This is a genomic window from Pseudomonas sp. 86_A (genome assembly GCF_017491705.1).
Taxonomy (GTDB): Bacteria; Pseudomonadota; Gammaproteobacteria; order Pseudomonadales; family Pseudomonadaceae; genus Aquipseudomonas; species Aquipseudomonas koreensis.
Window position 1 is genome coordinate 208343 of sequence record NZ_JAFGYS010000011.1, and the last position, 24281, is coordinate 232623.

Annotated in this window: 19 protein-coding genes; 16 read left to right on the forward strand and 3 right to left on the reverse strand. The window is 62.8% G+C overall.

The genetic code is table 11. The features are described 5' to 3' along the window. Positions 1-7: 7 nt before the first annotated feature. The 14 genes from J5M57_RS18505 (at position 8) to madM (ending at position 17549) form a co-directional block, all read left to right on the forward strand. On the forward strand, positions 8-547 hold the full coding sequence (locus J5M57_RS18505) for a chemotaxis protein CheW (protein WP_064589630.1): 540 nt from the start codon (positions 8-10) through the stop codon (positions 545-547). 144 nt (positions 548-691) lie between these two features. Beyond that, positions 692-2746, forward strand: a complete 2055-nt coding sequence (locus tag J5M57_RS18510) for a methyl-accepting chemotaxis protein (RefSeq protein WP_064589629.1) — start codon at positions 692-694, stop codon at positions 2744-2746. A gap of 11 nt (positions 2747-2757) precedes the next feature. Next, the gene (locus J5M57_RS18515) at positions 2758-8670 is read left to right on the forward strand and encodes an Hpt domain-containing protein (protein ID WP_207848389.1); all 5913 of its coding nucleotides are present in this window, start codon (positions 2758-2760) and stop codon (positions 8668-8670) included. After that, positions 8663-9133, forward strand: a complete 471-nt coding sequence (locus J5M57_RS18520) for a chemotaxis protein CheW (RefSeq protein WP_207848390.1) — start codon at positions 8663-8665, stop codon at positions 9131-9133. The genes J5M57_RS18515 and J5M57_RS18520 overlap by 8 nt, the downstream gene beginning before the upstream one ends. A 505-nt stretch (positions 9134-9638) precedes the next feature. Continuing rightward, positions 9639-10004, forward strand: coding sequence for a hypothetical protein (locus J5M57_RS18525; protein WP_207848391.1), 366 nt, complete (start codon positions 9639-9641; stop codon positions 10002-10004). A gap of 297 nt (positions 10005-10301) precedes the next feature. Continuing rightward, entirely contained in the window at positions 10302-11972 is a 1671-nt protein-coding gene (mdcA, locus tag J5M57_RS18530) for a malonate decarboxylase subunit alpha (protein WP_169843415.1), read from the forward strand. Then, on the forward strand, positions 11972-12844 hold the full coding sequence (locus tag J5M57_RS18535; RefSeq protein WP_169843416.1) for a triphosphoribosyl-dephospho-CoA synthase: 873 nt from the start codon (positions 11972-11974) through the stop codon (positions 12842-12844). The genes mdcA and J5M57_RS18535 overlap by 1 nt, the downstream gene beginning before the upstream one ends. Beyond that, complete coding sequence (locus J5M57_RS18540) at positions 12844-13143, forward strand: malonate decarboxylase subunit delta (RefSeq protein ID WP_007913697.1); 300 nt, start codon at positions 12844-12846, stop codon at positions 13141-13143. Before J5M57_RS18535 ends, J5M57_RS18540 begins: the two co-directional genes overlap by 1 nt. Next, the gene (locus J5M57_RS18545; RefSeq protein ID WP_169843417.1) at positions 13136-13987 is read left to right on the forward strand and encodes a biotin-independent malonate decarboxylase subunit beta; all 852 of its coding nucleotides are present in this window, start codon (positions 13136-13138) and stop codon (positions 13985-13987) included. The genes J5M57_RS18540 and J5M57_RS18545 overlap by 8 nt, the downstream gene beginning before the upstream one ends. Further along, positions 13984-14769, forward strand: coding sequence for a biotin-independent malonate decarboxylase subunit gamma (gene mdcE, locus J5M57_RS18550; RefSeq protein WP_207848392.1), 786 nt, complete (start codon positions 13984-13986; stop codon positions 14767-14769). Before J5M57_RS18545 ends, mdcE begins: the two co-directional genes overlap by 4 nt. Continuing rightward, a complete protein-coding gene (locus J5M57_RS18555) occupies positions 14763-15383 on the forward strand; it encodes a malonate decarboxylase holo-ACP synthase (RefSeq protein ID WP_207848393.1) in 621 nt (206 codons plus the stop codon). Before mdcE ends, J5M57_RS18555 begins: the two co-directional genes overlap by 7 nt. Then, positions 15380-16300 (forward strand): malonate decarboxylase subunit epsilon, encoded by a 921-nt coding sequence (gene mdcH / locus J5M57_RS18560; protein ID WP_207848394.1) that lies wholly within the window; start codon positions 15380-15382, stop codon positions 16298-16300. The genes J5M57_RS18555 and mdcH overlap by 4 nt, the downstream gene beginning before the upstream one ends. Before the next feature lie 66 nt (positions 16301-16366). Next, entirely contained in the window at positions 16367-16783 is a 417-nt protein-coding gene (gene madL, locus J5M57_RS18565; protein WP_003229065.1) for a malonate transporter subunit MadL, read from the forward strand. Between the two features lies 1 nt (position 16784). Further along, complete coding sequence (gene madM / locus J5M57_RS18570) at positions 16785-17549, forward strand: malonate transporter subunit MadM (protein WP_064589619.1); 765 nt, start codon at positions 16785-16787, stop codon at positions 17547-17549. A 196-nt stretch (positions 17550-17745) separates the two neighbouring features. On the opposite strand, the gene J5M57_RS18575 is transcribed toward madM, so the two are convergent. Beyond that, positions 17746-18666, reverse strand: a complete 921-nt coding sequence (locus J5M57_RS18575) for a LysR substrate-binding domain-containing protein (protein ID WP_083367677.1) — start codon at positions 18664-18666, stop codon at positions 17746-17748. A 212-nt stretch (positions 18667-18878) separates the two neighbouring features. Between J5M57_RS18575 and J5M57_RS18580 the strand changes: the two genes are divergently transcribed. Next, positions 18879-19496: a hemolysin III family protein gene (locus J5M57_RS18580; RefSeq protein WP_083367678.1), complete on the forward strand. Its 618-nt coding sequence runs from the start codon at positions 18879-18881 to the stop codon at positions 19494-19496. Between the two features lie 130 nt (positions 19497-19626). Here the strand turns inward: J5M57_RS18580 and J5M57_RS18585 are convergent, their stop codons facing one another. Both J5M57_RS18585 and J5M57_RS18590 read right to left on the reverse strand, forming a co-directional pair. Further along, entirely contained in the window at positions 19627-20346 is a 720-nt protein-coding gene (locus J5M57_RS18585) for a 16S rRNA (uracil(1498)-N(3))-methyltransferase (protein WP_207848395.1), read from the reverse strand. Between the two features lie 227 nt (positions 20347-20573). After that, the gene (locus J5M57_RS18590) at positions 20574-21980 is read right to left on the reverse strand and encodes an adenosylmethionine--8-amino-7-oxononanoate transaminase (RefSeq protein ID WP_169843422.1); all 1407 of its coding nucleotides are present in this window, start codon (positions 21978-21980) and stop codon (positions 20574-20576) included. A gap of 223 nt (positions 21981-22203) precedes the next feature. On the opposite strand from J5M57_RS18590, the gene J5M57_RS18595 reads away from it, so the two are divergent. Continuing rightward, the gene (locus J5M57_RS18595) at positions 22204-23973 is read left to right on the forward strand and encodes a flavin monoamine oxidase family protein (RefSeq protein ID WP_207848396.1); all 1770 of its coding nucleotides are present in this window, start codon (positions 22204-22206) and stop codon (positions 23971-23973) included. Positions 23974-24281: the final 308 nt, after the last annotated feature.

A 24281-nucleotide genomic window follows, 5' to 3' on the forward strand; every position in this document is an offset into this window, starting at 1 on the left:
CGCAGCCATGAGCGAATCGCTGACCGCCTTCGAACTGCTGTGGCAGATTGACCAGCGCTGTCGCCTGCTGGCGGCGGATCTGCCGTCGCAGCCCGGGCGTCAGGACCGCTGGAGCGGCATCGGTTTTCGCCTCGGCGAGCACTGGTACGTGGCGCCGATGGGCGAAGTCAGCGAAGTGCTGCACGAGCCGCGCTTCACTCAGTTGCCCGGGGTCAAGCCATGGGTCAAAGGGGTGGCTAACCTGCGGGGGCGCCTGCTGCCGATCATGGACCTGTGCGGATTCTTCGGACATGAGCTGTCGCCGTTGCGCAAACAGCGTCGGGTGCTGGTGGTGGAGCATGGCGATGTGTTTGCCGGGTTGATGGTCGATGAGGTCATTGGCTTGCAGCATTTTGAGCAGGACAGCTTCGAACCGATCTCGATCAGCAAGCGTCAGGGCTCCAAGGCGGAGTTCGTCAAAGGCTATTTCCGGCGCGAGCAGAACTGGCGGGTGTTCAGTTTGTTCGCGCTGGCGAAATCGCCGGTGTTCATGGGCGTCGCGATATAGCCGTAACAACAAAGATCCCTTGTAGGAGTGAGCCTGCTCGCGATTCAGGCACCGTGGTGTATCAAATACACCGCGTTATCGTTCAATCGCGAGCAGGCTCACTCCTACAGGTTTTACGGGTGAGCTTCAAACAGGCGAGGACCGATGACAAAAGCAAAAACAGGCAAGTCGGCAGAAGGGTCGCGCAGTCGCTCGCAGATCATCGTGCTGTTCATCGCACTGATCGTGTTCATCATGCTGCTGTTCGCCAACTTCGCCTACCTCAACACCCAGGCCAACTACGACAAGCAGTACATCGGTCATGCCGGTGAGCTGCGCGTGCTATCGCAACGCATCGCCAAGAACGCCACCGAAGCCGCCGCCGGCAAGGCCGCCGCGTTCAAGTTGCTGAGTGATGCGCGCAACGATTTTGCCCAGCGCTGGGGTTACCTGAAGAAGGGCGACCCCGCTACCGGCCTGCCACCCGCGCCAGCCACCGTGCGCCCGGAAATGCGCGCCGTGCAGCTGGACTGGGAGCGCCTGCTGAAAAACACCGATGCGATTCTCTCCAGCGAACAGACCGTGCTGTCGCTGCATCAGGTTGCGGCGACGCTGGCCGAAACCGTGCCGCAGCTGCAGATCGAATACGAAAAAGTCGTTGAAATCCTCCTGCAACGCGGCGCCCCGGCAGCGCAGGTGGCGATGGCCCAGCGCCAATCGCTGCTGGCCGAACGCATCCTCGGCGCGGTCAACACCGTTCTCGCCGGCGACGAGAACTCGCAGCAGGCCGCCGATGCCTTCGGCCGCGACGCCACCCGTTTCGGCCAGGTGCTCAACGGCATGCTGCAGGGCAACCCGACCCTGAAAATCAGCCAGGTCGAAGACCGCGACGCCCGTGCGCGCCTGAGTGAAATCTCCGAGCTGTTCCAGTTCGTTTCCGGCTCGGTGGACGAAATCCTCGAGACCTCGCCGGAGCTGTTCAAGGTCCGCGAGTCGGCGAGCAACATCTTCAGTCTGTCGCAGACCCTGCTCGACGAAGCCTCGCACCTCGCCACCGGTTTCGAAAACCTCGCCGGCGGGCGCAACACCGACACCATCGGCGGCTATGTGCTGGGGTTGCTGGCGCTGGCCTCGATCATCCTGATCGGCATGGTCATGGTCCGCGAAACCAACCGCCAGTTGCGCGAGACCGCCGAGAAGAACGAGCGCAACCAGAACGCGATCATGCGCCTGCTCGACGAAATCGAGGATCTGGCCGACGGCGACCTGACCGTGACCGCCTCGGTGACCGAAGACTTCACCGGGACCATCGCCGACTCGATCAACTACTCGGTCGACCAACTGCGCGATCTGGTCGCCACCATCAACCTCACGGCCGGCCAGGTCGCCGCAGCGGTGCAGGAAACCCAGGCCACCGCCATGCACCTGGCCCAGGCCTCGGAGCATCAGGCGCAGCAGATTTCCGAAGCCTCGACCGCGATCAGCGACATGGCCCAGTCCATTGATCAGGTCTCGGCCAACGCTGCCGAATCCTCGGCGGTGGCCGAGCGTTCGGTGGAAATCGCCAACAAGGGCAACGAGGTGGTGCACAACACCATCCACGGCATGGACAACATCCGCGAACAGATTCAGGACACCGCCAAACGCATCAAGCGCCTGGGCGAATCCTCGCAGGAGATTGGCGACATCGTCAGCCTGATCGACGACATTGCCGACCAGACCAACATTCTCGCCCTCAACGCGGCGATTCAGGCGTCGATGGCCGGGGATGCCGGGCGTGGTTTTGCGGTGGTTGCCGACGAAGTGCAGCGGCTGGCCGAGCGCTCGTCCGCGGCCACCCGGCAGATCGAAACCCTGGTGCGGGCGATTCAGACCGACACCAACGAAGCCGTGATTTCCATGGAGCAGACCACCACCGAAGTGGTGCGCGGCGCGCGACTGGCGCAGGATGCCGGTGTCGCCCTGGAAGAAATCGAAGGCGTGTCGAAGACCCTCGCCGCGCTGATCCAGAGCATTTCCAACGCGGCGCAGCAGCAGACCTCGTCGGCCGGGCAGATTTCCCTGACGATGAACGTGATCCAGCAGATCACCTCGCAGACCTCGTCCGGTTCCACCGCCACCGCCGAGAGCATCGGCAATCTGGCGAAGATGGCCAGTCAGCTGCGCCGTTCGGTATCCGGTTTCACCTTGCCGTCGGCGTCTGCGACGGACAAGGCGTGAGTGGAGTGGTTATGGGTGACCGGCACGACTACGTGGCCCTCGAATGGGTCAAAGGTGAAATTGCCGAAACGCTGAGGCAGGCGCATCAGGCGATTGAAGCCGTGCTCGATGATCCGCAGGCCTTTCCCGGGCTGGACGAGTGCCTGGATTACATCCATCAGGTCCACGGCAGTCTGCAGATGGTCGAGTTCTACGGCGCCGCGTTGCTCGCCGAAGAAATGGAACATCTGGTCGAAGCCCTGCAACACCAACGCGTCAGCCACCGCGACGAAGCCCTGCACTTGCTGCTGCAAGCCCTCGGACAATTGCCGATCTACCTCGACCGCGTGCAGAGCGCCCGCCGCGACCTGCCGCTGGTGGTGCTGCCGCTGATCAACGACCTGCGCAGCGCGCGCGGCGAAAGCCTGCTCTCGGAAACCAGCCTGTTCAGCCCGCAACTGCCCGAGCTGCCGCCGCTCAGCGAGCAAGCGCTGGCGCAGCTGGAGCCGGCGGAACTGCCGAACGTGCTGCGCAAGTTGCGCCAGATGCTGCAAATGGCCCTGGTCGGCTTGTTGCGTGAGCAGGATGACCAGACGCATCTGGACTACCTGACGAAGGTCTTCAGCCGTCTCGAAGCCCTGAGCGGTGATGCGCCGCTGAGCCCGTTGTGGCAAGTGGCATCGGCGCTGGTCGAAGGCATGCGCGAAGGCGCCATCGCCCATAGCCCGGCGCTGCGCAGCCTGTTCAAGGACGCCGACAAGGAACTCAAGCGCCTGCTCGAGCAGGGCATGCGCGGTCTCAACCAGCCGCCCCCTGCGGAGCTGCTCAAAAGCCTGCTGTTCTATATTGCCAAAGCCGAACACCCCACCGGGCAGATGCTGACCATGAAAGATCGCTACTCCCTGGACGACGCGTTGCCCGACAGCGCGATGGTCGACGAAGAACGCGCGCGCCTGGCCGGCCCCGACCGCGATGCGATGCGCTCGGTGCTGGCGGCGCTGTGCGAAGAGCTGGTGCGGGTCAAGGAGCGCCTCGACCTGTTCGTGCGCAGCGACCGTCAGCACACCTCCGATCTGGAAAGCCTGCTGGCGCCACTGCGGCAGATCGCCGACACCCTCGCGGTGCTGGGTTTCGGCCAGCCGCGCAAGGTCATCATCGATCAACTGGCGGTGGTCCTCAGCCTCGCCCAGGGCCAGCGCGAACCGAGTGACGCCACGCTGATGGACGTCGCCGGCGCCTTGCTCTACGTCGAAGCCAACCTCGCCGGGATGGTCGGCACGGTCGAGCCGGAAAGCCCCGAAGACACGCGCCTGCCGACCACCGACCTGACGCAGATCCATCAGATCGTGATCAAGGAAGCGCGCATCTGCCTGCAACAGGCCAAGGACATGATCGTCGACTACATCGACGCCGACTGGGATCGCCAGCAACTGCAACCGTTGCCGGAACTGCTGACCCAGGTGCGCGGCGCGCTGGCGATGATTCCGCTGAGCCGGGCGGCGAGTCTGGTCGAGGCCTGCAACAGCTTTATTCGCGAACACCTGCTGCTGGATCCGCACGAGCCGGGCTGGCAGCAACTGGATCACCTGGCCGACGTCATCACCAGCCTCGAGTATTACCTCGAGCGCCTGAGCGACGATCCGCAAGCGCCGAACGAGCAACTGCTGGATGTCGCGCAGAAGAGCCTCGCCAGCCTCGGTTTCTTTCCCGACGAGCAGCCCGACGAGCCGCACGTGCCGCTGCTCGATGACGTCCTCAGCCCCAACGAAGCGCTGGTGATGCAGGACCTGCAAGCGCTGGACGACCCCGAGACCGTGCAGTCGCTGGCCGATGTGCTGGCCAGCCCGGTGTCGGCGGTCAACCCGCCGGCCTTGATCACCCCCGGCAGCCTGATGCCGCCGCCCGCCGATGAAGAACCGGTGGACGATGAACTGCGCGAAGTGTTCCTCGAAGAGACCGACGAGGTCCTCGAAGTCCTCCACGAATTCCTGCCGCGCTGGACGGCCAACCCGCAGGACCGTGCAGCCCTGACCGAACTGCGTCGCGCCTTTCACACCCTGAAAGGCAGCGGGCGTATGGTTCGCGCGTTGATCCTCGGCGAGCTGGCCTGGGCGGTGGAGAACCTGCTGAACCGGGTGTTGGAGCAAAGCATTGAACCGGGTTCGGCGGTGCCGCAACTGCTCACCGACACCGTGCTGTTGCTCCCGGAGCTGATCAACGAATTCGCCAATCAGCGCCAGCGTCAGCGCAGCGATGTCGATCAACTCGCGGCCCGCGCTCACGTCCTGGCCAAAGGTGACGCGGCCTTGGCCGAGGAAGACGTCGCCGACGTCGCCGCACTCGATCCGCTGTTGCTGGAGATCTTCCGCAACGAGGCCGAAACCCACCTCGCCAGCCTCAACCGCTTCCTCGATCAGGCCGCCGAGCATGTACCGCTGCAGGCCAGCGATGAGTTGCAGCGCGCCTTGCATACCCTCAAGGGCAGTGCGTCGATGGCCGGTGTGCTGCCGATTGCCGAACTGGCGGCGCCGCTCGATCAACTGGCCCGCGAGTTCAAAGCGCATCAGTTGCCGCTCGACCTCGACGAAGTGGAATTGCTGCTTGAAGCCGAAGGCCTGTTCCGGGTGGGCCTGCGTCAGCTCAAGCACGATCCGCTGGCGCCGATTGTCGGTGCACAGTCGCTGATCAAACGCACGGGCGCATTGCTCGCCGAACGCCTGGAAGCCATTCTCAATGCGCCGAACACCGGCCTGCGGATCAAGCGCGACCCGCAACTGATCAACAACTTCCTCGCTCAGGGCATGGACATCCTGCTCGACGCCGAAAGCCTGTTGCAGCGTTGGCAGCAGCACCCCGGCGAGCGCCAGGAACTCAGCGCGCTGCTGGATGAACTGACCACCCTCGGCGAAGGCGCGCACATGGCCGATCTGTTGCCGGTGGACGTGTTGTGCGAGGCCTTGCTCGACCTCTATGGCGCGGTGGAAGAAAGCAGCCTGGCGGTCAGCGAACGGTTTTTCCAAGAGGCGCAGAAGGCCCACGAAGCGCTGATCAACATGCTCGACGAACTGGCCGCCGGCCAGGAAGTCACGCCGCAGCCGCAGCGCATCCGCGCCTTGCACGAACTGCTCGACGAAAGCCTCGACCCGACGGCCATGGGGCTGATCCGCAGCGACGGCAGCCGCACCTTGAGCATCCATGAACTGGGCGCCGCAACCGCCGAACTCGCCCAAGCCAATACCGAGACCGCGCCGGATGACGAGATTGTCGAGATCTTTCTCGAAGAGGCGGTGGACATTCTCGATAGTGCCGGCCAGGCCTTGCAGCGCTGGTTGAACGACCCGGACAACAGTGCGCCGCTGTCGTCGTTGCAGCGCGATTTGCACACGCTCAAGGGCGGCGCGCGGATGGCCGAGGTCGATGCCATTGGCGATCTGGCCCACGAACTGGAAGGTCTTTACGCAGGGCTGGTGGATCGTCGCTACAGTCACAGCGAGACCTTGGGCCGTTTGCTGCGCAAGAGCCATGACCGCTTGGCGGTGTTGCTGGAGCAGTTGCAGGCGCATCAACCGCTGACCCCGGCGCTGGAGCTAATCGAAGCGATCCGCCAGTTCCGTCAGGGCGCATCCGCCACTGCCGAAACGGCGCAACCGGCCGCCGATCACGACAGCGCCGCGCATGACCCGGAGCTGCTGGAAATCTTCCTCGAAGAAGGTTTTGACATCATCGAAAACTCTGGCGCGGCGTTGTTGCGCTGGCAGGCCGAGCCGGGCAATCGCCAGGAAGTCGAAACCCTGCTGCGCGATCTGCACACCCTCAAGGGCGGCGCGCGGATGGTCGAGATCGGGCCGATCGGCGACCTCGCCCATGAGCTGGAATACCTGTACGAAAGTCTCTCCACCGGAGCGTTGCAGCCATCGGCGGAACTGTTTGCGCTGGTGCAGCGCGGGCATGATCGGCTGGCGCAAATGCTTGATGGCGTGCGCGCCGGGCAACCTTGCCCGCCGGCGGATCGGCTGATCAATGCGATCCAGAATTTCAGTCATCCGGCGACGGTAGAAACGCCGCCAGTGCTAGCTGTTCCGGTCAAGACTGACGCGGCGCCACCGGCTGCCGACGCTGGCGCGGACATGGTCAAGGTCTCCGCTGAACTGCTCGATGAACTGGTCAATCTGGCCGGCGAAACCTCGATCTTCCGGGGGCGTATCGAACAACAGGTCAGCGATGCACAAACCGCGCTGAACGAGATGGAAACCACCATCGAACGCATGCGCGATCAGTTGCGCCGGCTCGATACCGAAACCCAGGGGCGGATTCTCAGCCGCCAGCAGGTCGATGCCGAACGCCTCGGTTATGAAGAATTCGATCCGCTGGAAATGGACCGTCATTCACAGTTGCAGCAACTGTCGCGGGCGCTGTTCGAATCGGCCTCCGACCTGCTCGACCTCAAGGAAACCCTCGACCGTCGCAACCACGACGCCGAGAACCTGTTGCAGCAGCAGGGGCGGATCAACACCGAATTGCAGGAAGGCCTGATGCGCACGCGCATGGTGCCGTTCGAACGCATGCTGCCGCGGCTCAAACGCATCGTGCGGCAGGTCGCCGAAGAGCTGAACAAGGACGTCGCGTTCATCATCGACAATGCCGAAGGCGAGATGGATCGCAACGTGCTGGAGCGCATGGCCGCGCCGCTGGAACACATGCTGCGCAACGCCGTCGACCATGGCTTGGAGTCTGCCGAGGTGCGGCTGGCGGCGGGCAAACCGGCGCAGGGCACGATCACCCTCGACCTGTCCCGCGAGGGCGGCGACATCGTTTTCGATATCCGCGACGACGGCGCCGGCGTGCCGCTGGACGCGGTGCGGCGCAAGGCGATCAAACGTGGTTTGCTCGCGCCGGACGCGGAGATCAGCGATCGCGATGTGCTGCAATTCATCCTGCAGCCGGGGTTCTCCACGGCGGAAAAGATCACCCAGATTTCCGGACGCGGCGTCGGCATGGACGTGGTTCACGAAGAAGTCCGTCAGCTCGGCGGCACCATGAGCATCGACTCGGTGCCGGGGCAGGGCGTGCATTTCCGCATTCGTCTGCCGTTCACCGTGTCGGTCAACCGTGCGTTGATGGTGCAGTGCGGCGAGGATCAATACGCGATTCCGCTGAACACCATCGAAGGCATCGTCCGCGTCTTGCCGAACGATCTGGAAGGGCACTTTCGCAACGATCCTCCAAGCTACCACTACGCTGGCCAGCGCTATGAGTTGTGCTACCTGGGCGAGCTGCTGAAAACCGCGCCACGCCCGAAATTGCTCGGTCAGAGCCTGCCGTTGCCGGTGCTGCTGGTGCAGTGCAACGACCGGCACGTCGCGGTGCAGGTCGACGCGATGGCCGGCACCCGCGAAATCGTGGTCAAGAGCCTCGGCCCGCAGTTCGCGGCGGTGCAGGGGGTGTCCGGGGCAACGATTCTCGGCGATGGCCGGGTGGTGCTGATTCTGGATCTGCTGGCGCCGATCCGCGCGATGCAGGCACGGGTTGCGCAGCGTCCGGCCCCTGCGGAGATCGACAGCGAACCGCAGAAACCGCTGCTGGTGCTGGTGGTCGATGACTCGGTGACCGTGCGCAAGGTCACCAGCCGTTTGCTCGAACGCCACGGCATGAACGTGCTGACTGCCAAGGACGGGGTCGATGCCATGTTGCTGCTCGAAGAACACATGCCCGATGTGATGCTGCTCGACATCGAAATGCCGCGCATGGACGGCTTCGAAGTCGCCACTCAGGTGCGCCACGACGAACGCCTGCAACACCTGCCGATCATCATGATCACCTCGCGCACCGGGCAGAAACACCGCGACCGCGCGATGGCCATCGGCGTCAACGACTACCTCGGCAAGCCGTATCAGGAATCGGTGCTGCTCGAAAGCATTGCCCACTGGAGCAAGAAACATGCATGAGCGCCGCCACAACGCGCGCACCAGCCAGCTCACCGGCCTGCTGCTGCCGCTGGCCGACCGCAACCTGATCCTGCCCAATATCGCCGTGGCCGAGCTGATCGACTACCAGGCCAGCGCCTTCGATCTGGACACACCGCCGTGGTATCTGGGGCGGGTGAGCTGGCGTGAACGGCAGATTCCGCTGCTGAGTTTCGAGTCGGCCTGCGGGCAGAAAATCGTCATTGGCGAGCGGGCGCGGATCGTGATTCTCAATGCCCTCGGTGGGTTGCCGGAGCTGAAATTCATAGCCTTGCTGGTGCAGGGGATACCGCGTTCGTACAAGCTCGACAGCCAGTTGAGTTATGTCGATGTGCCGTTGTGTGCGCTGGAGCAGGCGGCGGTGCAGGTCGGGGAGCAGGTGGCGAAGGTGCCGGATTTGTTAGCGCTGGAGAAGTTGTTGGTGGAGGCTGGCCTCATCCACTGATCCAGCCTTTGTGGTGCTCTGACTGGCCACTTCGCGAGCAGGCTCACTCCTACAATTGGAATGCGTTCCCCCTGTAGGAGTGAGCCTGCTCGCGATAGCGTCCTATGCATCACCTAGAATCCGACAGATAAATCCTCAATTCCCGTAGCGAAATAAACACCTTCCAGTCACCAGTTTAAATACACTCAGTGTTACGGCTCACCAGCCTACAAATCCTTGCGCCGCTGCCTACGCATGCACCAGAATCCGCCGGCTTGTGCGCCCTCGGCAGGCTGCGTAACTTGATCCCGTCACTGATTCCCAGTGATCGGGTTTAGCAGCCCGTGGTTAATCTAAGGGTGCACATACATCATCGTCAGGCTCAGTGCCTGCATTCGATGGCGGCTGTGCGCAGGGCGCTTCGGCGCGCCGGCTTCCTTAGGTTCCCCGGTCTGCTAACCTGCGTTCAGCTGCCACCCCTTCTTTTAGCAGAGAAGCGGTTCCAGCTTTATTTCGGAACCTGAAAATGATTAAACCTACACCAAGCCCGCCGCCAACAGATGCGGCATCCCCCTACGAAGCCCCCGACTCGAAGAAATTCCACGAAGCCGCCGAACGCGCCCTCGACCACTACCTCGGCCCGCCGTCACCCGACCTCATGGCCGCGCCTTATACCCCCAACACGCTCTACATGGTCAACCCTGAAGCCGACAGCGAATCCTTGCTGGCCGACGCCAGTGAATCGCTCGGCTCGGCCACCGTCATGCTCAATAACCATGCGGCGCTGGTGCAAGGCACGCACCGCAAGACGTTGCAGGGCATTGCCCAGGTGGTGATGGTGGCGGAGATGGCTGTGAATCGTGTGTTGGATAAGTTGGTGCCGACGGAATAGCGAAAAAGCCCGACCCTCACCCCAGCCCTCTCCCGGAGGGAGAGGGGGCCGACCGAGGTGTCTTACGCTATACATCGACCTGAAAAACCGAGTCGATTATGGATTCAGCGCGGCAAGATCAGGTCGATGTACATCACAAGCATCCCCCAATCAGTCCCCTCTCCCTCCGGGAGAGGGCTAGGGTGAGGGCACTCTTGATCATTACCCTGAGCGTAATGATTCACCACCGCGCTTGATTGATGCCCCCACCCCACACGCCTACCTTAGCTCCACGACAGCGAACCCCGTGGAGTGAGCATGACAACAACAATTTCCCCCGACTCGCGCTGGACGCGGCGGCGTGACGAGAAGCAGCGGCGTCTCGACAAGGTGCGCGGGCTGGCCGACGGTGTGGTGTTGCCCACCGACAAGATCGTCGCCGCGCTCGAAGCGCTGATCCATCCCGGCGACCGTGTGGTGCTGGAGGGCAACAACCAGAAACAGGCGGATTTCCTTTCCCGCTCGCTGGCCAAGGCCGATCCGCAAAAGCTCCACGACCTGCACATGATCATGCCCAGTGTCGGGCGCTCCGAGCACCTGGACCTGTTCGAACGCGGCATCGCCCGCAAGCTCGATTTCTCCTTCGCCGGCACCCAGAGCCTGCGCATCAGCCAGTTGCTCGAAGACGGCCTGCTGGAAATCGGTGCGATTCACACCTACATCGAACTCTACGCCCGGCTGGTGGTGGATCTGATCCCCAACGTCGTGCTCTCGGCCGGATTCATGGCCGACCGCGCCGGCAACATCTACACCGGCCCCAGCACCGAAGACACCCCGGCACTGATCGAACCGGCCGCCTTCAGCGACGGCATCGTAATCGTTCAGGTCAACCAGTTGGTCGACGACGTCAGCGAACTGCCGCGCGTGGACATCCCGGCCTCGTGGGTGGATTTCGTGGTGGTGGCCGACAAGCCGTTCTACATCGAACCGCTGTTTACCCGCGACCCACGGCACATCAAACCGGTGCACGTGTTGATGGCGATGATGGCGATTCGCGGGATCTACGAAAAACACAACGTGCAGTCGCTCAACCACGGCATCGGTTTCAACACTGCCGCCATCGAACTGATCCTGCCGACCTACGGCGAATCCCTCGGTCTCAAGGGCAAGATCTGCCGCAACTGGACGCTCAACCCGCACCCGACGCTGATCCCGGCGATCGAAAGCGGCTGGGTCGAAAGCGTGCATTGCTTCGGCACCGAACTGGGCATGGAAAACTACATCGCCGCACGCCCCGACGTGTTCTTCACCGGCCGCGACGGCTCGCTGCGTTCCAACCGGATGTTCTGCCAACTGGCCGGGCAGTACGCGGTGGATCTGTTTATTGGCGCGACGTTGCAGGTCGATGGCGATGGCCATTCGTCGACCGTCACCCGTGGTCGTCTCGCCGGTTTCGGTGGTGCGCCGAACATGGGCCACGACCCGCGTGGTCGCCGTCACGGCACCCCGGCATGGCTCGACATGCGTCACGACGACTCGCAGCAACCGATGCTCGAACGCGGCAAGAAACTCGTGGTGCAAATGGTCGAGACCTTCCAGGAGGGCGGCAAACCGACTTTCGTCGAAACCCTAGACGCGGTGGAAGTGGCGAAGAAAAGCGGCATGCCGCTGGCGCCGATCATGATCTACGGCGACGACGTCACCCACCTGCTCACCGAAGAGGGCATCGCCTACCTGTACAAGGCCCGTTCGCTGGAAGAACGCCAGGCGATGATCGCAGCGGTTGCGGGTGTCACCGCCATCGGCCTGCGCCACAACCCGAAAGACACCGAACGCATGCGCCGCGAAGGCCTGATCGCCTTGCCCGAAGACCTCGGCATCCGCCGCACCGACGCCACCCGCGAACTGCTGGCGGCGAAAAGCGTGGCTGATCTGGTCGAGTGGTCCGGCGGCTTGTACAACCCGCCCGCCAAGTTCAGGAGCTGGTAATGCACGCACTCAACCTGCAAGCGAAACCCCTCAGCCTGAGCGAACGCCTGGCCGATCTGGCGGTGGACGCGCTGATCGACGAAGCCGACCTCTCGCCGAAACCGGCGCTGGTCGACCGGCGTGGCAATGGCGCGCACACCGATTTGCACTTGGGCCTGATGCACGCCTCGGCACTGTCGTTGTGGCCGGCGTTCAAGGAAATGGCCGAAGCGGCGGTTGAGGTCGGCGAAGTCGATTCAACATTGCGCGAAGCGATTGGCCGCATCGGTCGTGAAGGCGAGCAAGCGATGCTCGCGACCACCAACGGTGTGAACACTCATCGCGGTGCAATTTGGGCCTTAGGATTATTGGTGACCGCCGCTGCACTGGAACCGCAATCCTCCAGCGCCAATGCCGTAACCCTGCGCGCCGCACGTCTGGCCTTGCTGGATGACCGCTACGCACCAAAACCCTTGAGCCACGGCGCCCAAGTCGCCCTGCGTTACGGCGCACGAGGCGCCCGTGAAGAAGCGCAACTCGGCTTCCCGTCCGTGCTGCAACGCGGCCTGCCACAACTCAAACGCAGCCGCGCCAACGGTCACGGCGAACAGAACGCCCGGCTCGATGCGCTGCTGGCGATCATGACCGATCTGGCCGACACCTGCGTGCTCTACCGCGCTGGTGAACAAGGCCTGCACGCCATGCAAAACGGCGCGCAAGCGGTGCTCGACGCCGGCGGCAGCGCCAGCCTCAGCGGGCGTCGGCGCCTGCACGAACTGGATCAACAACTCATCGCATTGAATGCCTCGCCCGGTGGCGCCGCCGACTTGCTCGCCGCCACGCTGCTGCTCGACCGAATCGAGCGCGACGGCATCCTTCAGGGAGCGTTTTGATGGAAACCTTATCCTTTGAATTCCCCGCCGGGCAGCCGCCACGCGGGCGCGCGCTGGTCGGGTGTGTCGGCTCGGGCGATCTGGAAGTGCTGATCGAACCGGGTCTGGCCGGCAAGCTGACGATCAATGTGCAGACCTCGGTCAACGGCGCGCAACTGCGCTGGCAGCATTTGTTTGCGCGGATGTTCGACGGCACCACGCCACCGGCGATGGCCATCGATATTCACGATTTCGGCGCCACGCCGGGTGTGGTGCGTTTGCGTCTGGAACAAGGTTTCGAGGAGATCGGCCATGACTGACAGCGCAGCGCTTTTGCACAAACACAGCTTCGTCGAACTCGGTGCGCGGCAACGGGCGAAAGCCTTGCTCGATGCCGGGACCTTCCGCGAATTGCTCGACCCGTTTCAACGGGTCATGTCGCCGTGGCTCGAACGCCAGGGCGTGGTGCCGCAAGCCGATGACGGCGTGGTGATCGCCAAGGGCAGCCTCGATGGTTTGCCGGTGGTGATCGCGGCGATTGAAGGCGCGTTCCAGGGCGGCAGCCTCGGCGAAGTCGGCGGGGCGAAGATTGCCGGCGCGCTGGAACTGGCCGCCGAAGACAACCGCAAAGGCATCCCGACCCGCGCCGTGTTGCTGCTGGAAACCGGTGGTGTGCGCTTGCAGGAAGCCAACCTCGGGCTGGCGGCGATTGCCGATATTCATGCGGCGATTGTCGATTTGCAGCAATACCAACCGGTGGTGGGTGTGGTGGCGGGCAGCGTCGGTTGCTTTGGCGGCATGTCGATTGCCGCCGCGCTGTGCAGCTATTTGCTGGTGACCCAGGAAGCACGCCTTGGCCTCAACGGCCCGCAAGTGATCGAGCAGGAAGCCGGGCTCGAAGAATACGACTCCCGCGACCGACCCTTCATCTGGAGCCTGACCGGTGGCGAGCAGCGTTTCGCTAGCGGCTTGGTGGATCGTTATGTCGCCGATGACGTGGCGCAGATCCGCCAGCAGGTCGGTGAACTGTTGCAACAAGGCTTGCCAAGCCAACCGCGCAGTCAGCGTGCCGAATGGTTCCTGCAACGTCTGACGAGCCTGAACACCGACCCGCAAATCGAGCCATCGGTGGTTCGCGATCTGTATCAAGGAGAGCGCTCATGAGTGGTTATTCCGTGCGCGGTTTGAACTGGTTCAACGCCCTGAGCGCTGGTGCGCAAGCCGTGGAAGGTTTGCCGCCGTCGTTGCAAGTGGCCGATGGCGAACTCGGGCGGTTTATCGCCGTGGTCGCTGACCCGGACAACCGTTTCCCACGTGCCCGCAATGGCGAAGTCGGGTTGCTCGAAGGCTGGGGCTTGGCCAAGGCTGTGGATGACGTGATCACGGCTGATTGCGATAAAACGCAGAAGCGCCCGATCATCGCCATCGTCGACGTGCCGAGCCAGGCTTACGGTCGCCGCGAAGAAGCCCTCGGCATTCATCAGGCCCTGGCCGGTGCGGCGGACAGCTATGCCCGCGCGCGTCTGGCCGGGCATCCGGTGATTGCGCTGCTGGTGGGCAAGGCGATGTCCGGGGCGTTTCTGGCTCATGGTTATCAGGCCAACCGCCTGATCGCGCTGCGCGATCCGGGGGTGATGGTGCATGCGATGGGCAAGGCGTCGGCGGCGCGGGTGACCTTGCGCAGTGTCGAGGAACTGGAAGCGCTGGCCGCCAGCGTGCCGCCGATGGCCTATGACATCGACAGTTACGCGAGCCTCGGATTGCTTTGGGAAACACTTTCGGTGCAGCAGATTGAACAACCGACGGTGGAGGATCTATCGCGGGTTAACGAATGCCTCAAACAGGCCATCAGCGATATCTCCAGCACTGATCTCAGCAATCGTCTCGGCGCGAAAAATCGTGCGGCATCCAGCCGCGTGCGTGAACTGTTGAGGGCGCAGTGGTGAACATGCCGCTGGCCCACGACCTGCTGTGGGGCATGACCCCTGCGCAGCTGCCGGCGGGTGCGCCGCCGTGGGCAATCGAGTCGCTGACCGCAGGGCAACCGGTGGTGGTGCGGCGGGCGGTGAGCGCTGAAGGTCTGGTCGCGGTGGGCGTGCGCGGAGTGTCGCGCGAGCAGCGCCTGGCCGCGTTCATGGACTTTGATGCGATTGCGCGTCGGGTCAGTCCCGAGGCGCTGTGTCAGGTCGACAGCGCGCGTGAGTTGCCAGTGGTTCACGCGCTCAAGCAACTGCGGCCAATGCTCGATGACTGCGGTTGGGTCTGGGGTGTCAGCGGCAGTGTCGGGTTTGAGTTGGCCAGTGGTTTTACCGCGATGCACGCGGCCAGTGACCTCGATCTGATTCTGCGTACACCGCAACTGATCACGCGTAATCAGGCACGCAAACTGGTCGCGGTTTTTGATCAAGCCGTGTGCCGGGTCGACATGCAATTACAGACGCCGTTCGGTGCGGTCGCGTTGCGCGAATGGGCCAGCGGGTCTGCACGCGTGCTGCTGAAAAACCAGCATCAGGCGTGTCTGGTGGCTGATCCGTGGAACCCGCAGGAGCAGGCAGCGTGAGCAGCCTGTTGGTGTTTCCCGGCCAGGGTGCGCAGCAGCCTGGCATGCTCCAGCGTTTGCCTCGGGAAACCGTGGTCGAGGCCAGCGACGTACTCGGTGAAGATGTCTCGCTGCTCGATTCGCCCGAAGCGTTACGCAGCACCCGGGCGGTTCAGCTGTGCCTGTTGATCGCCGGGGTCGCGGCGTCGCGGCAATTGTTGCAGGACGGACTCACGGCGGATTACGTCGCCGGCCTGTCCATCGGTGCCTACCCGGCAGCGGTGGTCGCAGGATCGTTGAGCTTCAGCGATGCGTTGCATCTGGTCAGCCTGCGCGGTGAGTTGATGCAGCAGGCTCATCCACAGGGCTATGGCATGACCGCAATCATCGGCCTGCAATTATCCACCGTCGAAACGCTGTTGGCGCAGGTGCACAGTGAGGATTCGCCGGTGTACCTGGCCAACATCAACGCCGATAACCAGGTGGTGATTGCGGGTAGCGACCAGGCCATGCAAGCGGTGGCCGAACTGGCGCGCAGTCGTGGTGCCGGTCTGGCGAAACGCCTGGCGGTGAGCGTGCCTTCGCACTGTCCGTTGCTGGAGGCGCCCGCCAACACGCTGGCCGCAGCCTTCGCCAAGGTTGAACTGAAGACCCCGAACATCGCTTACCTGAGTGGCAGTCGCGCGCGTCCGATGCTCAAGCCTGACGCCTTGCGTGACGACCTCGCTTTCAACATGTGCCGCGTGGTGGACTGGCGCGGCACCGTGCAAAGCGCCTACGAGCGCGGTGTACGGTTACAGATCGAACTGCCGCCCGGTGCGGTGCTGACCGGGCTGGCGCGCCGGGTGTTCGAATCGGGCACGGTCACTGCCTTCGACAGTGCGCGGCTCGACACCTTGCAGGCGCTGTTGCGTGAGGAGGGGAACCGCCGACCATAAACCGCCGCGACTCAGGCTTCGAACAACAAAAACAACATTCGACGATGCACTTTGAGGACTACAACAATGATTATTTACGGTGTGGCGCTGTTGGCGATCTGTACGCTGGCAGGGGTGATCATGGGCGACATGCTCGGTGTGCTGCTGGGCGTCAAATCCAACGTCGGCGGGGTTGGCATCGCCATGATCCTGCTGATCTGCGCGCGGTTGTGGATGCAGAAACGCGGCGGCATGACCAAGGATTGCGAGATGGGCGTCGGCTTCTGGGGCGCGATGTACATTCCGGTGGTGGTGGCGATGGCTGCGCAACAGAACGTCGTCACCGCCCTGCACGGCGGACCGGTGGCGGTGTTGGCGGCAATCGGTTCGGTGGTGGTGTGTGGTTGCACGATTGCCTTGATCAGCCGCACCCACAAGGGCGAACCGTTGCCCGACGAACCGGTGGAAGTCACGCCGGTCGGCACCCCGGTAGGAGGTCGCTGACATGTGGGCACTCATTGAAAACGGTCTGGAACACAACGGTCTGGTCACTGCCTTCGCCTTCGTCGGCGTGATCATGTGGGTCTCGGTGGTTCTCTCCAAACGCCTGACCTACGGACGCATTCATGGCTCGGCGATTGCCATCGTCATCGGTCTGGTGCTGGCCTGGGTCGGCGGCACCATGACCGGCGGGCAGAAAGGCCTGGCCGATCTGACGCTGTTCTCCGGCATCGGCCTGATGGGCGGGGCGATGTTGCGTGATTTCGCGATTGTCGCCACCGCGTTCGAAGTGCAGGCGACCGAGGCGAAGAAAGCCGGGTTGATCGGTGTGATCGCGCTGCTGCTCGGTACGATCCTGCCGTTCATTGTCGGCGCGAGCATGGCCTGGGCGTTCGGGTATCGCGATGCGGTGAGCATGACCACCATCGGCGCGGGCGCGGTGACTTACATCGTCGGCCCGGTGACCGGCGCGGCGATTGGCGCGACCTCGGATGTGATGGCGCTGTCGATTGCCACCGGGTTGATCAAGGCGATTCTGGTGATGGTCGGCACCCCGGTCGCAGCGCGCTGGATGGGCCTGGATAACCCGCGTTCGGCGATGGTGTTTGGTGGCCTGGCCGGGACCGTGAGCGGGGTGACGGCGGGGCTGGCGGCGACGGATCGACGGTTGGTGCCTTATGGGGCGTTGACGGCGACGTTCCACACCGGGCTTGGGTGCTTGCTGGGGCCTTCGCTGCTGTTCTTCATTGTTCGCGGGATTGTGGGCTGAAAATCAAAAGCCCCTCACCCTAACCCTCTCCCGGGGTGAGAGGGGACTGACCGAGTTGGATGCTGGAGGTATGCCGACTTGAGAGTCCTGAGTCGAACTCAGGTCTTGAAACCCATGAAGATCTGCTCCCTTTCCCCCTCTACCCCTTGATGGAGAGGGCTGGGGTGAGGGGGTAGCTCTTGATCTTGATTTTGCTCTAAATCCCAACCTGTCGATTGGCATACATCCGACACTCCGCCAACAACGCCAGCAAGTTCGGATCCCTCTCCTTGGCCTTCAAGAACACCACGCCAATGTGCTGCTGCAGTCGATACTTCTCCTGCAACGGAATCAGCTTTACCCGGTTCTCATAGACCGCCGCAATCCTTCCCGGTAGCAACGCATAACCGACCCCGGAGCTGACCATGCTCAGCAGGGTGAAGATGTCGTTGACCTGCATCGCCACCTTCGGCTCGAACCCCGCCTGTTTGAACACCCGGTTGCCGTCCTGATGGGTGGCAAAACCCTGGGTCAAGGTGATAAATGTTTCATCGCGCACCTCGGCCAGATCGACTTCGCTGCGTTGCGCGAACTTTGAATCCGCCGGCGTGGCGAGGAAGATGTCGTCGGAGAACAGCGGGATCTGCTCGCAGTCCGGGTCGTTGATGCTGTCGTCCAGCGACACCAGGATCGCGTCGACTTCCATGTTCTTCAGCTTGTAGAGCAGGTCGATGTTCGAACCGAGGATCAGGTCGATGTTGAGTTCGCTGCGGCGGATCTTCAGGCCCATGATCAGTTGCGGTACGGTTTTCACCGTCAGCGAATACAGCGAGCCGAGCTTGAAGCGTTCAGCGGAGAATCCGGCGGCTTCGCGGGTCAGGCGCACGCTCTCGACGACGTCCTGGATCAGCTTCTGCGCCCGCTCTTCGAGCACGTAGGCGCTTTCCAGTGGCGTCAGGTTGCGGCCTTCGTGCTTGAACAGCGGGCAGCGCAGGGCGCTTTCCAGCGAATGGATCGCCCGGTGCACGCTGACATTGCTGGTCTGCAACTCGGCAGCGGCGCGCGCCAGATTGCCGGTGCGCATGAAGGCGAGGAACACCTCGAGTTTTTTCAGGGTCAATTCTTCGTCGATCAGCATGGCGCGGACTCTTTTTTATGTCGGCCGATTGTGCACGGTATGCGCCGCTCTTTGTAGGAGCTGCCGAAGGCTGCGATCTTTGCTTTTCAAGATCAAAAGATCGCAGCCTTCGGCAGCTCCTACAGGGATCGTGTTTAACGGAAACATTGCGCTTTTACGCTCAAGGCCCGAGCCTTGCGCGCTGCGGTAACGAATAACGAGGTGAGTGACACATGTATCACGGGGAAAGACTCAACGCCTGGACGCATCTGGTCGGGGCAGTGGCAGCGTTTATCGGCGGCGTATGGATGCTGGTGATTGCCAGCCTCGACGGCAGTCCGTGGAAGATTGTCAGCGTGGCGATCTACGCCTTTACCTTATTGGTGCTCTACAGCGCCTCGACCGTGTACCACAGCGTGCGCGGGCGCAAGAAAGCGATCATGAAGAAGGTCGATCACTTTTCGATCTACCTGCTGATCGCCGGCAGCTACACGCCGTTCTGTCTGGTGACCCTGCGCGGGCCGTGGGGCTGGACGCTGTTCGGGATTGTCTGGGGGTTGGCGCTGATCGGCATCCTGCAAGAGATCAAGCCGCGCTCGGAGGCGCGGATTCTGTCGATCGTGATTTACGCGGTGATGGGCTGGATCGTGCTGGTGGCGGTCAAGCCATTGATTGCGGCGCTGGGCACCATCGGGTTTGCCTGGCTGGCCACGGGCGGTGTGTTGTACACCGTGGGGATCATCTTTTTTGCCCTGGATCACCGGTTGCGCCATGCGCACGGGATCTGGCATTTGTTCGTGATCGCGGGGAGTCTGCTGCACTTTGTGGCGATTCTGTTTTATGTCCTGTAGACACGCCACCGTCCCCCTGTAGGAGTGAGCCTGCTCGCGATGGCGTCCTGTCAGTCGACAGCGTTTGTGGCTGATGCACCGCTATCGCGAGCAGGCTCACTCCTACAGGGGAACGTATTCCAATGGTGGATTAGAAATCACCCCAAAGTTGCTGAGCCACCGCCAGTGCAACCACCGGCGCGGTCTCGGTGCGCAACACTCGCGGGCCGAGGCGGGCGGCATGGAAGCCATTGCCCTTGGCCTGCTCAACCTCGGCATCCGACAAGCCACCCTCCGGCCCGATCAGAAACGCCAGGGTCGCCGGTTTGGCATGACTCACCAGCGGCTCCGCCACCGGGTGCAGCACCAGTTTCAGATCAGCTTCAGTCTGCTTGATCCAGTCCGCCAACAGCACCGGCGGATGAATCACCGGCACCCGCGAACGTCCGCACTGCTCGCACGCGCTGATCGCCACCTGACGCCAGTGCAGCAGGCGTTTGTCGGCGCGTTCGTCCTTCAGGCGGACTTCACAGCGGTCGCTGAAGATCGGGGTGATTTCGCTCACGCCCAGCTCGGTGGCTTTCTGAATCGCCCAGTCCATGCGCTCACCCCGGGACAGGCCCTGGCCGAGGTGGATGTGCAACGGCGATTCGACCTGGCCGGCCAGTTGCTCGTCGATCTGCACCACCACGCGTTTCTTGCCGACTTCCACCAGCGATCCGCGGAACTCATGGCCGGAGCCGTCGAACAACTGCACCGCATCACCCTCGGCCATGCGCAGCACGCGGCTGATGTAGTGCGCCTGGGCTTCCGGCAGTTCGTGTTCGCCGGTGCTCAGGGGGGCGTCGATAAAGAAGCGGGACAGTCTCATTTTGGGTCTCTAGAAAATTGGCTCAGAGTTGCGGCTTACTGATGTCTTGCTTTTGTGGCGAGGGAGCTTGTCGAATCGTCGCACCGTCCCGCTCGACTGCGAAGCAGTCGCAAATCCTGTCGGCGCGGTATGTCTGTAATACCGCGTCGCTCGGGATAGGGAGTCCTTCGGCCTCCAGCGGGAGCAAGCTCCCTCGCCACAGGGTGATGTTTGAAACAGTCGGACATTCAGCCCGGATCGCGGAACCCCGGGTGGAAATCCTTCGGCACCGCCACGCTGACGCTGTCACGGGTGGCGATGTCGATGCCTTCGCTGGCGACTTCGGCGAGGAAGTCGATCTGCTCCGGGGTGATCACGTACGGCGGCAGGAAATACACCACGCTGCCCAGCGGCCGCAGCAACGCGCCGCGCTCCAGCGCATGCTGGAACACCTTCAGGCCACGTCGCTCCTGCCAAGGGTAGGCCTCTTTGGTGGCTTTATCCTTGACCATCTCGATGGCCAGCACCATGCCGGTCTGGCGCACCTCAGAGACGTTCGGATGATCGACCAGATGCGCGGTGGCCGAGGCCATGCGCTGGGCCAGGGCCTTGTTGTTCTCGATGACGTTGTCCTGCTCGAAGATATCCAGGGTCGCCAGCGCCGCCGCACAGGCCAGCGGGTTGCCGGTGTAGCTGTGCGAATGGAGGAAGGCGCGCAGGGTCGGGTAGTCGTCGTAGAACGCGCTGTAGACCTCGTCGGTGGTCAGGCATGCGGCCAGCGGCAGGTAGCCCCCGGTCAGGGCCTTGGACAGGCAGAGGAAGTCCGGGCGGATGCCGGCCTGTTCACAGGCGAACATGGTCCCGGTACGGCCGAAGCCGACGGCGATTTCGTCATGGATCAGGTGCACGCCATAGCGGTCGCAGGCTTCGCGCAGCAGCTTGAGATACACCGGGTGGTACATACGCATGCCGCCGGCGCCCTGAATCAACGGCTCGACGATGACGGCCGCAACACTGTCATGATGCTCTGCCAGGGTTTGTTCCATGGCCGCGAACAGGTTGCGCGAGTGCTCTTCCCAGCTCATGCCTTCGGGACGCCCGTAGCAATCCGGGCTCGGCACCTTGATGGTGTCCATCAGCAGCGCTTTGTAGGTTTCGGTGAACAGCGGCACGTCGCCGACCGCCATCGCCGCCATGGTTTCGCCGTGGTAGCTGTTGGTCAGGGTGACGAAGCGTTTCTTGTTCGGCTGACCGCGATTGAGCCAGTAGTGAAAGCTCATTTTCAGCGCGACTTCGATGCAGGACGACCCGTTATCGGCGTAGAACACCCGGTTCAGGCCCTCGGGCGTCATCTTCACCAGACGCTCGGACAGCTCGATCACCGGCTGATGGCTGAAACCGGCGAGGATCACGTGTTCCAGTTGATCGACCTGATCCTTGATGCGCTGGTTGATGCGCGGGTTGGCGTGGCCGAACACGTTGACCCACCAGGAGCTGACGGCGTCGAGGTAGCGCTTGCCTTCGAAGTCTTCGAGCCACACGCCTTCACCGCGCTTGATCGGGATCAGTGGCAGCTGTTCGTGGTCTTTCATCTGGGTGCAGGGATGCCACAGCACCGCGAGGTCGCGTTGCATCCACTGATTATTCAGGCCCATTTACAGTCTCCTCGAGGCGGCTCGCGTCAGGCGCGGGCAAACAATCGCGCAAGCCTATGAGATGCATCGCGCGGGGACAACCCATTGTGTCGATTGAGCTACTTTGTATAGGCCGATAGACGTCGCTGGCGGCGTTTTGATGGCTGACGTATTCTTCGCGGTTCTTTGGGTCGTCTGATCCGCAAAACTGCTTTTTCCTACGTGTATTTCCGGAGTTCGCTGAATGTCTGTCGGTTGGCTGCGCGCCTGTGCGCTGGTGATGTTGGGGCTGTTCAGCGTTACGGCGCTGGCCAAGGATAAAACCGCAATCGTGATCGGCGGCGGCCTGTCGGGCCTGACCGCGGCTTACGAGCTGCAGAACAAGGGCTGGCAGGTCACCCTGCTGGAAGCCAAACCGAGCCTGGGCGGTCGCTCCGGCATGGCCACCAGCGAGTGGATCGGCAACGACAAGACCCAGCCGGTGCTGAACAAGTACGTCTCGACGTTCAAGCTGAGCACCACGCCAGCCCCTGAATTCGTGCGTACACCGGGTTATCTGATCGACGGCGAGTATTTCTCCGCTGCTGATCTGGCGACCAAGCAGCCGGCCACCGCCGAGGCCTTGAAGCGCTACCAGAAAACCCTCGACGATCTGGCGCGCTCGATCGACGACCCGCAGAACCCGGCCGCGACCAACACGCTGCACGCGCTGGACCAGATCAACGTGTCGAGCTGGCTCGACAAGCAGAACCTGCCGGCCACGGCGCGTCAGTTGATCAACCAGGACATCCGCACCCACTACGACGAGCCGTCGCGTCTGTCGCTGCTGTATTTCGCCCAGCAGAACCGCGTCTATCGCGGCATCTCCGACCGTGACCTGCGCGCCTCGCGTCTGGTCGGCGGCAGTCAGGTGCTGGCCCAGGCCTTCGTCAAGCAGATCAAGACCATCAAGACCAACTCGCCGGTCTCGGCGATCACTCAGGACAAGGACGGCGTGACCGTCAAGGTCGGCAGTGTTGGCTACCAGGCCGACTACGTGGTGCTGGCCGTGCCACTGCGCGCGCTGAACAAGATTGCCCTGACCCCGGCGCTGGACGCTCAGCACCTGGCAGCGATCAAGGGCACCAACTACGGCTGGCGCGACCAGATCATGCTCAAGTTCAAGACGCCGGTCTGGGAAAGCAAGGCGCGCATGTCCGGCGAGATCTACAGCAACGCCGGCCTCGGCATGCTCTGGATCGAACCGGCGCTGAAGGGCGGCGCCAACGTGGTGATCAACCTGTCCGGCGACAACGCTCGCGTGATGCAGGCGTTCGGCGACAAGCAGATGGTCGATCAGGTGCTGATCCGTCTGCACGCGTTTTATCCACAGGCCCGTGGCTCGTTCACCGGTTATGAAATCCGTCGCTACAGCACCGACCCGTCGATGGGCGGCGCCTACCTGGCTTACGGCCCGGGTCAGATCAGCAAGTTCTGGCGCATGTGGGAGCGTCCGCTGCAACGCGTAGCGTTCGCTGGCGAACACACCGACACCCTGTACCCGGGCACCCTGGAAGGCGCGCTGCGCACCGGTCAGCGTGCGGCCAGTCAGGTTGAAGACCTGGCAGCCGGCAAGTCGTTTGAACCGGTCAAAGTGGTTCCGGCAGCAGCAGCGGCAGGCGCGGCGGGTGCCGTGGCGGCGAAGAAGGGCAACTTCTTCAGCAACCTGTTTGGCGGTTCGGATGACGAGAAGAAACCAGAGCCTGTGAAGGCGCCAGAGCCAACTCCAGCGCCAGCGGCACCCGCGCCGGCACCGGCTCCAGCCCCTGCGCCAGCTCCGGTGGAAGCGCCGAAACCAGCGGCCCCGGTGAAAGCTGAACCGGCGAAGAAAGCGGCGGCCAAGCCAGCGGCGAAGAAACCGGCGGCCAAAACCGAGGCGAAGAAAGCTGCGGCCAAGCCAGCAGCGAAAAAGGCTGAGCCGGCGAAGAAGCCAGCGGCCAAGCCTGCTGCAACTACCGAGACCAAGGCGCAGTAAGCCTTGCGGTGAATGAAGAAGCGCGGCTTTTATGCCGCGTTTTTTTTGCCTGTAGGACCGCTATCGCGAGCAGGCTCACTCCTACAGGGTGCGCATTTCTCCAATTGGAATACGGTCACTGTAGGAGTGAGCCTGCTCGCGATAGGGCCCGTTCAGACAACGCAGATCCATTGCCCGCTAACAACATCCAGCCACACGTTTCCCTTTAATCTTTCCTTAACACCTCACTTCCAGACTCTTGATCGTATTTCTCGATATTTCAAAGCAAAATTTTCCGCTTTAATTCGATAGATAACTCGCTAGTCTTG

What these genes read in the sequence shown, in the direction of transcription:
- J5M57_RS18505 (WP_064589630.1), top strand. Translation starts at nt 8, where the DNA reads ATGAGCGAATCGCTGACCGCCTTCGAACTGCTGTGGCAGATTGACCAG.
- J5M57_RS18510 (WP_064589629.1), top strand. Translation starts at nt 692, where the DNA reads ATGACAAAAGCAAAAACAGGCAAGTCGGCAGAAGGGTCGCGCAGTCGC.
- J5M57_RS18515 (WP_207848389.1), top strand. Translation starts at nt 2,758, where the DNA reads ATGGGTGACCGGCACGACTACGTGGCCCTCGAATGGGTCAAAGGTGAA.
- J5M57_RS18520 (WP_207848390.1), top strand. Translation starts at nt 8,663, where the DNA reads ATGCATGAGCGCCGCCACAACGCGCGCACCAGCCAGCTCACCGGCCTG.
- J5M57_RS18525 (WP_207848391.1), top strand. Translation starts at nt 9,639, where the DNA reads ATGATTAAACCTACACCAAGCCCGCCGCCAACAGATGCGGCATCCCCC.
- mdcA (WP_169843415.1), top strand. Translation starts at nt 10,302, where the DNA reads ATGACAACAACAATTTCCCCCGACTCGCGCTGGACGCGGCGGCGTGAC.
- J5M57_RS18535 (WP_169843416.1), top strand. Translation starts at nt 11,972, where the DNA reads ATGCACGCACTCAACCTGCAAGCGAAACCCCTCAGCCTGAGCGAACGC.
- J5M57_RS18540 (WP_007913697.1), top strand. Translation starts at nt 12,844, where the DNA reads ATGGAAACCTTATCCTTTGAATTCCCCGCCGGGCAGCCGCCACGCGGG.
- J5M57_RS18545 (WP_169843417.1), top strand. Translation starts at nt 13,136, where the DNA reads ATGACTGACAGCGCAGCGCTTTTGCACAAACACAGCTTCGTCGAACTC.
- mdcE (WP_207848392.1), top strand. Translation starts at nt 13,984, where the DNA reads ATGAGTGGTTATTCCGTGCGCGGTTTGAACTGGTTCAACGCCCTGAGC.
- madL (WP_003229065.1), top strand. Translation starts at nt 16,367, where the DNA reads ATGATTATTTACGGTGTGGCGCTGTTGGCGATCTGTACGCTGGCAGGG.
- madM (WP_064589619.1), top strand. Translation starts at nt 16,785, where the DNA reads ATGTGGGCACTCATTGAAAACGGTCTGGAACACAACGGTCTGGTCACT.
- J5M57_RS18575 (WP_083367677.1), bottom strand. Translation starts at nt 18,666, where the DNA reads ATGCTGATCGACGAAGAATTGACCCTGAAAAAACTCGAGGTGTTCCTC.
- J5M57_RS18580 (WP_083367678.1), top strand. Translation starts at nt 18,879, where the DNA reads ATGTATCACGGGGAAAGACTCAACGCCTGGACGCATCTGGTCGGGGCA.
- J5M57_RS18585 (WP_207848395.1), bottom strand. Translation starts at nt 20,346, where the DNA reads ATGAGACTGTCCCGCTTCTTTATCGACGCCCCCCTGAGCACCGGCGAA.
- J5M57_RS18590 (WP_169843422.1), bottom strand. Translation starts at nt 21,980, where the DNA reads ATGGGCCTGAATAATCAGTGGATGCAACGCGACCTCGCGGTGCTGTGG.
- J5M57_RS18595 (WP_207848396.1), top strand. Translation starts at nt 22,204, where the DNA reads ATGTCTGTCGGTTGGCTGCGCGCCTGTGCGCTGGTGATGTTGGGGCTG.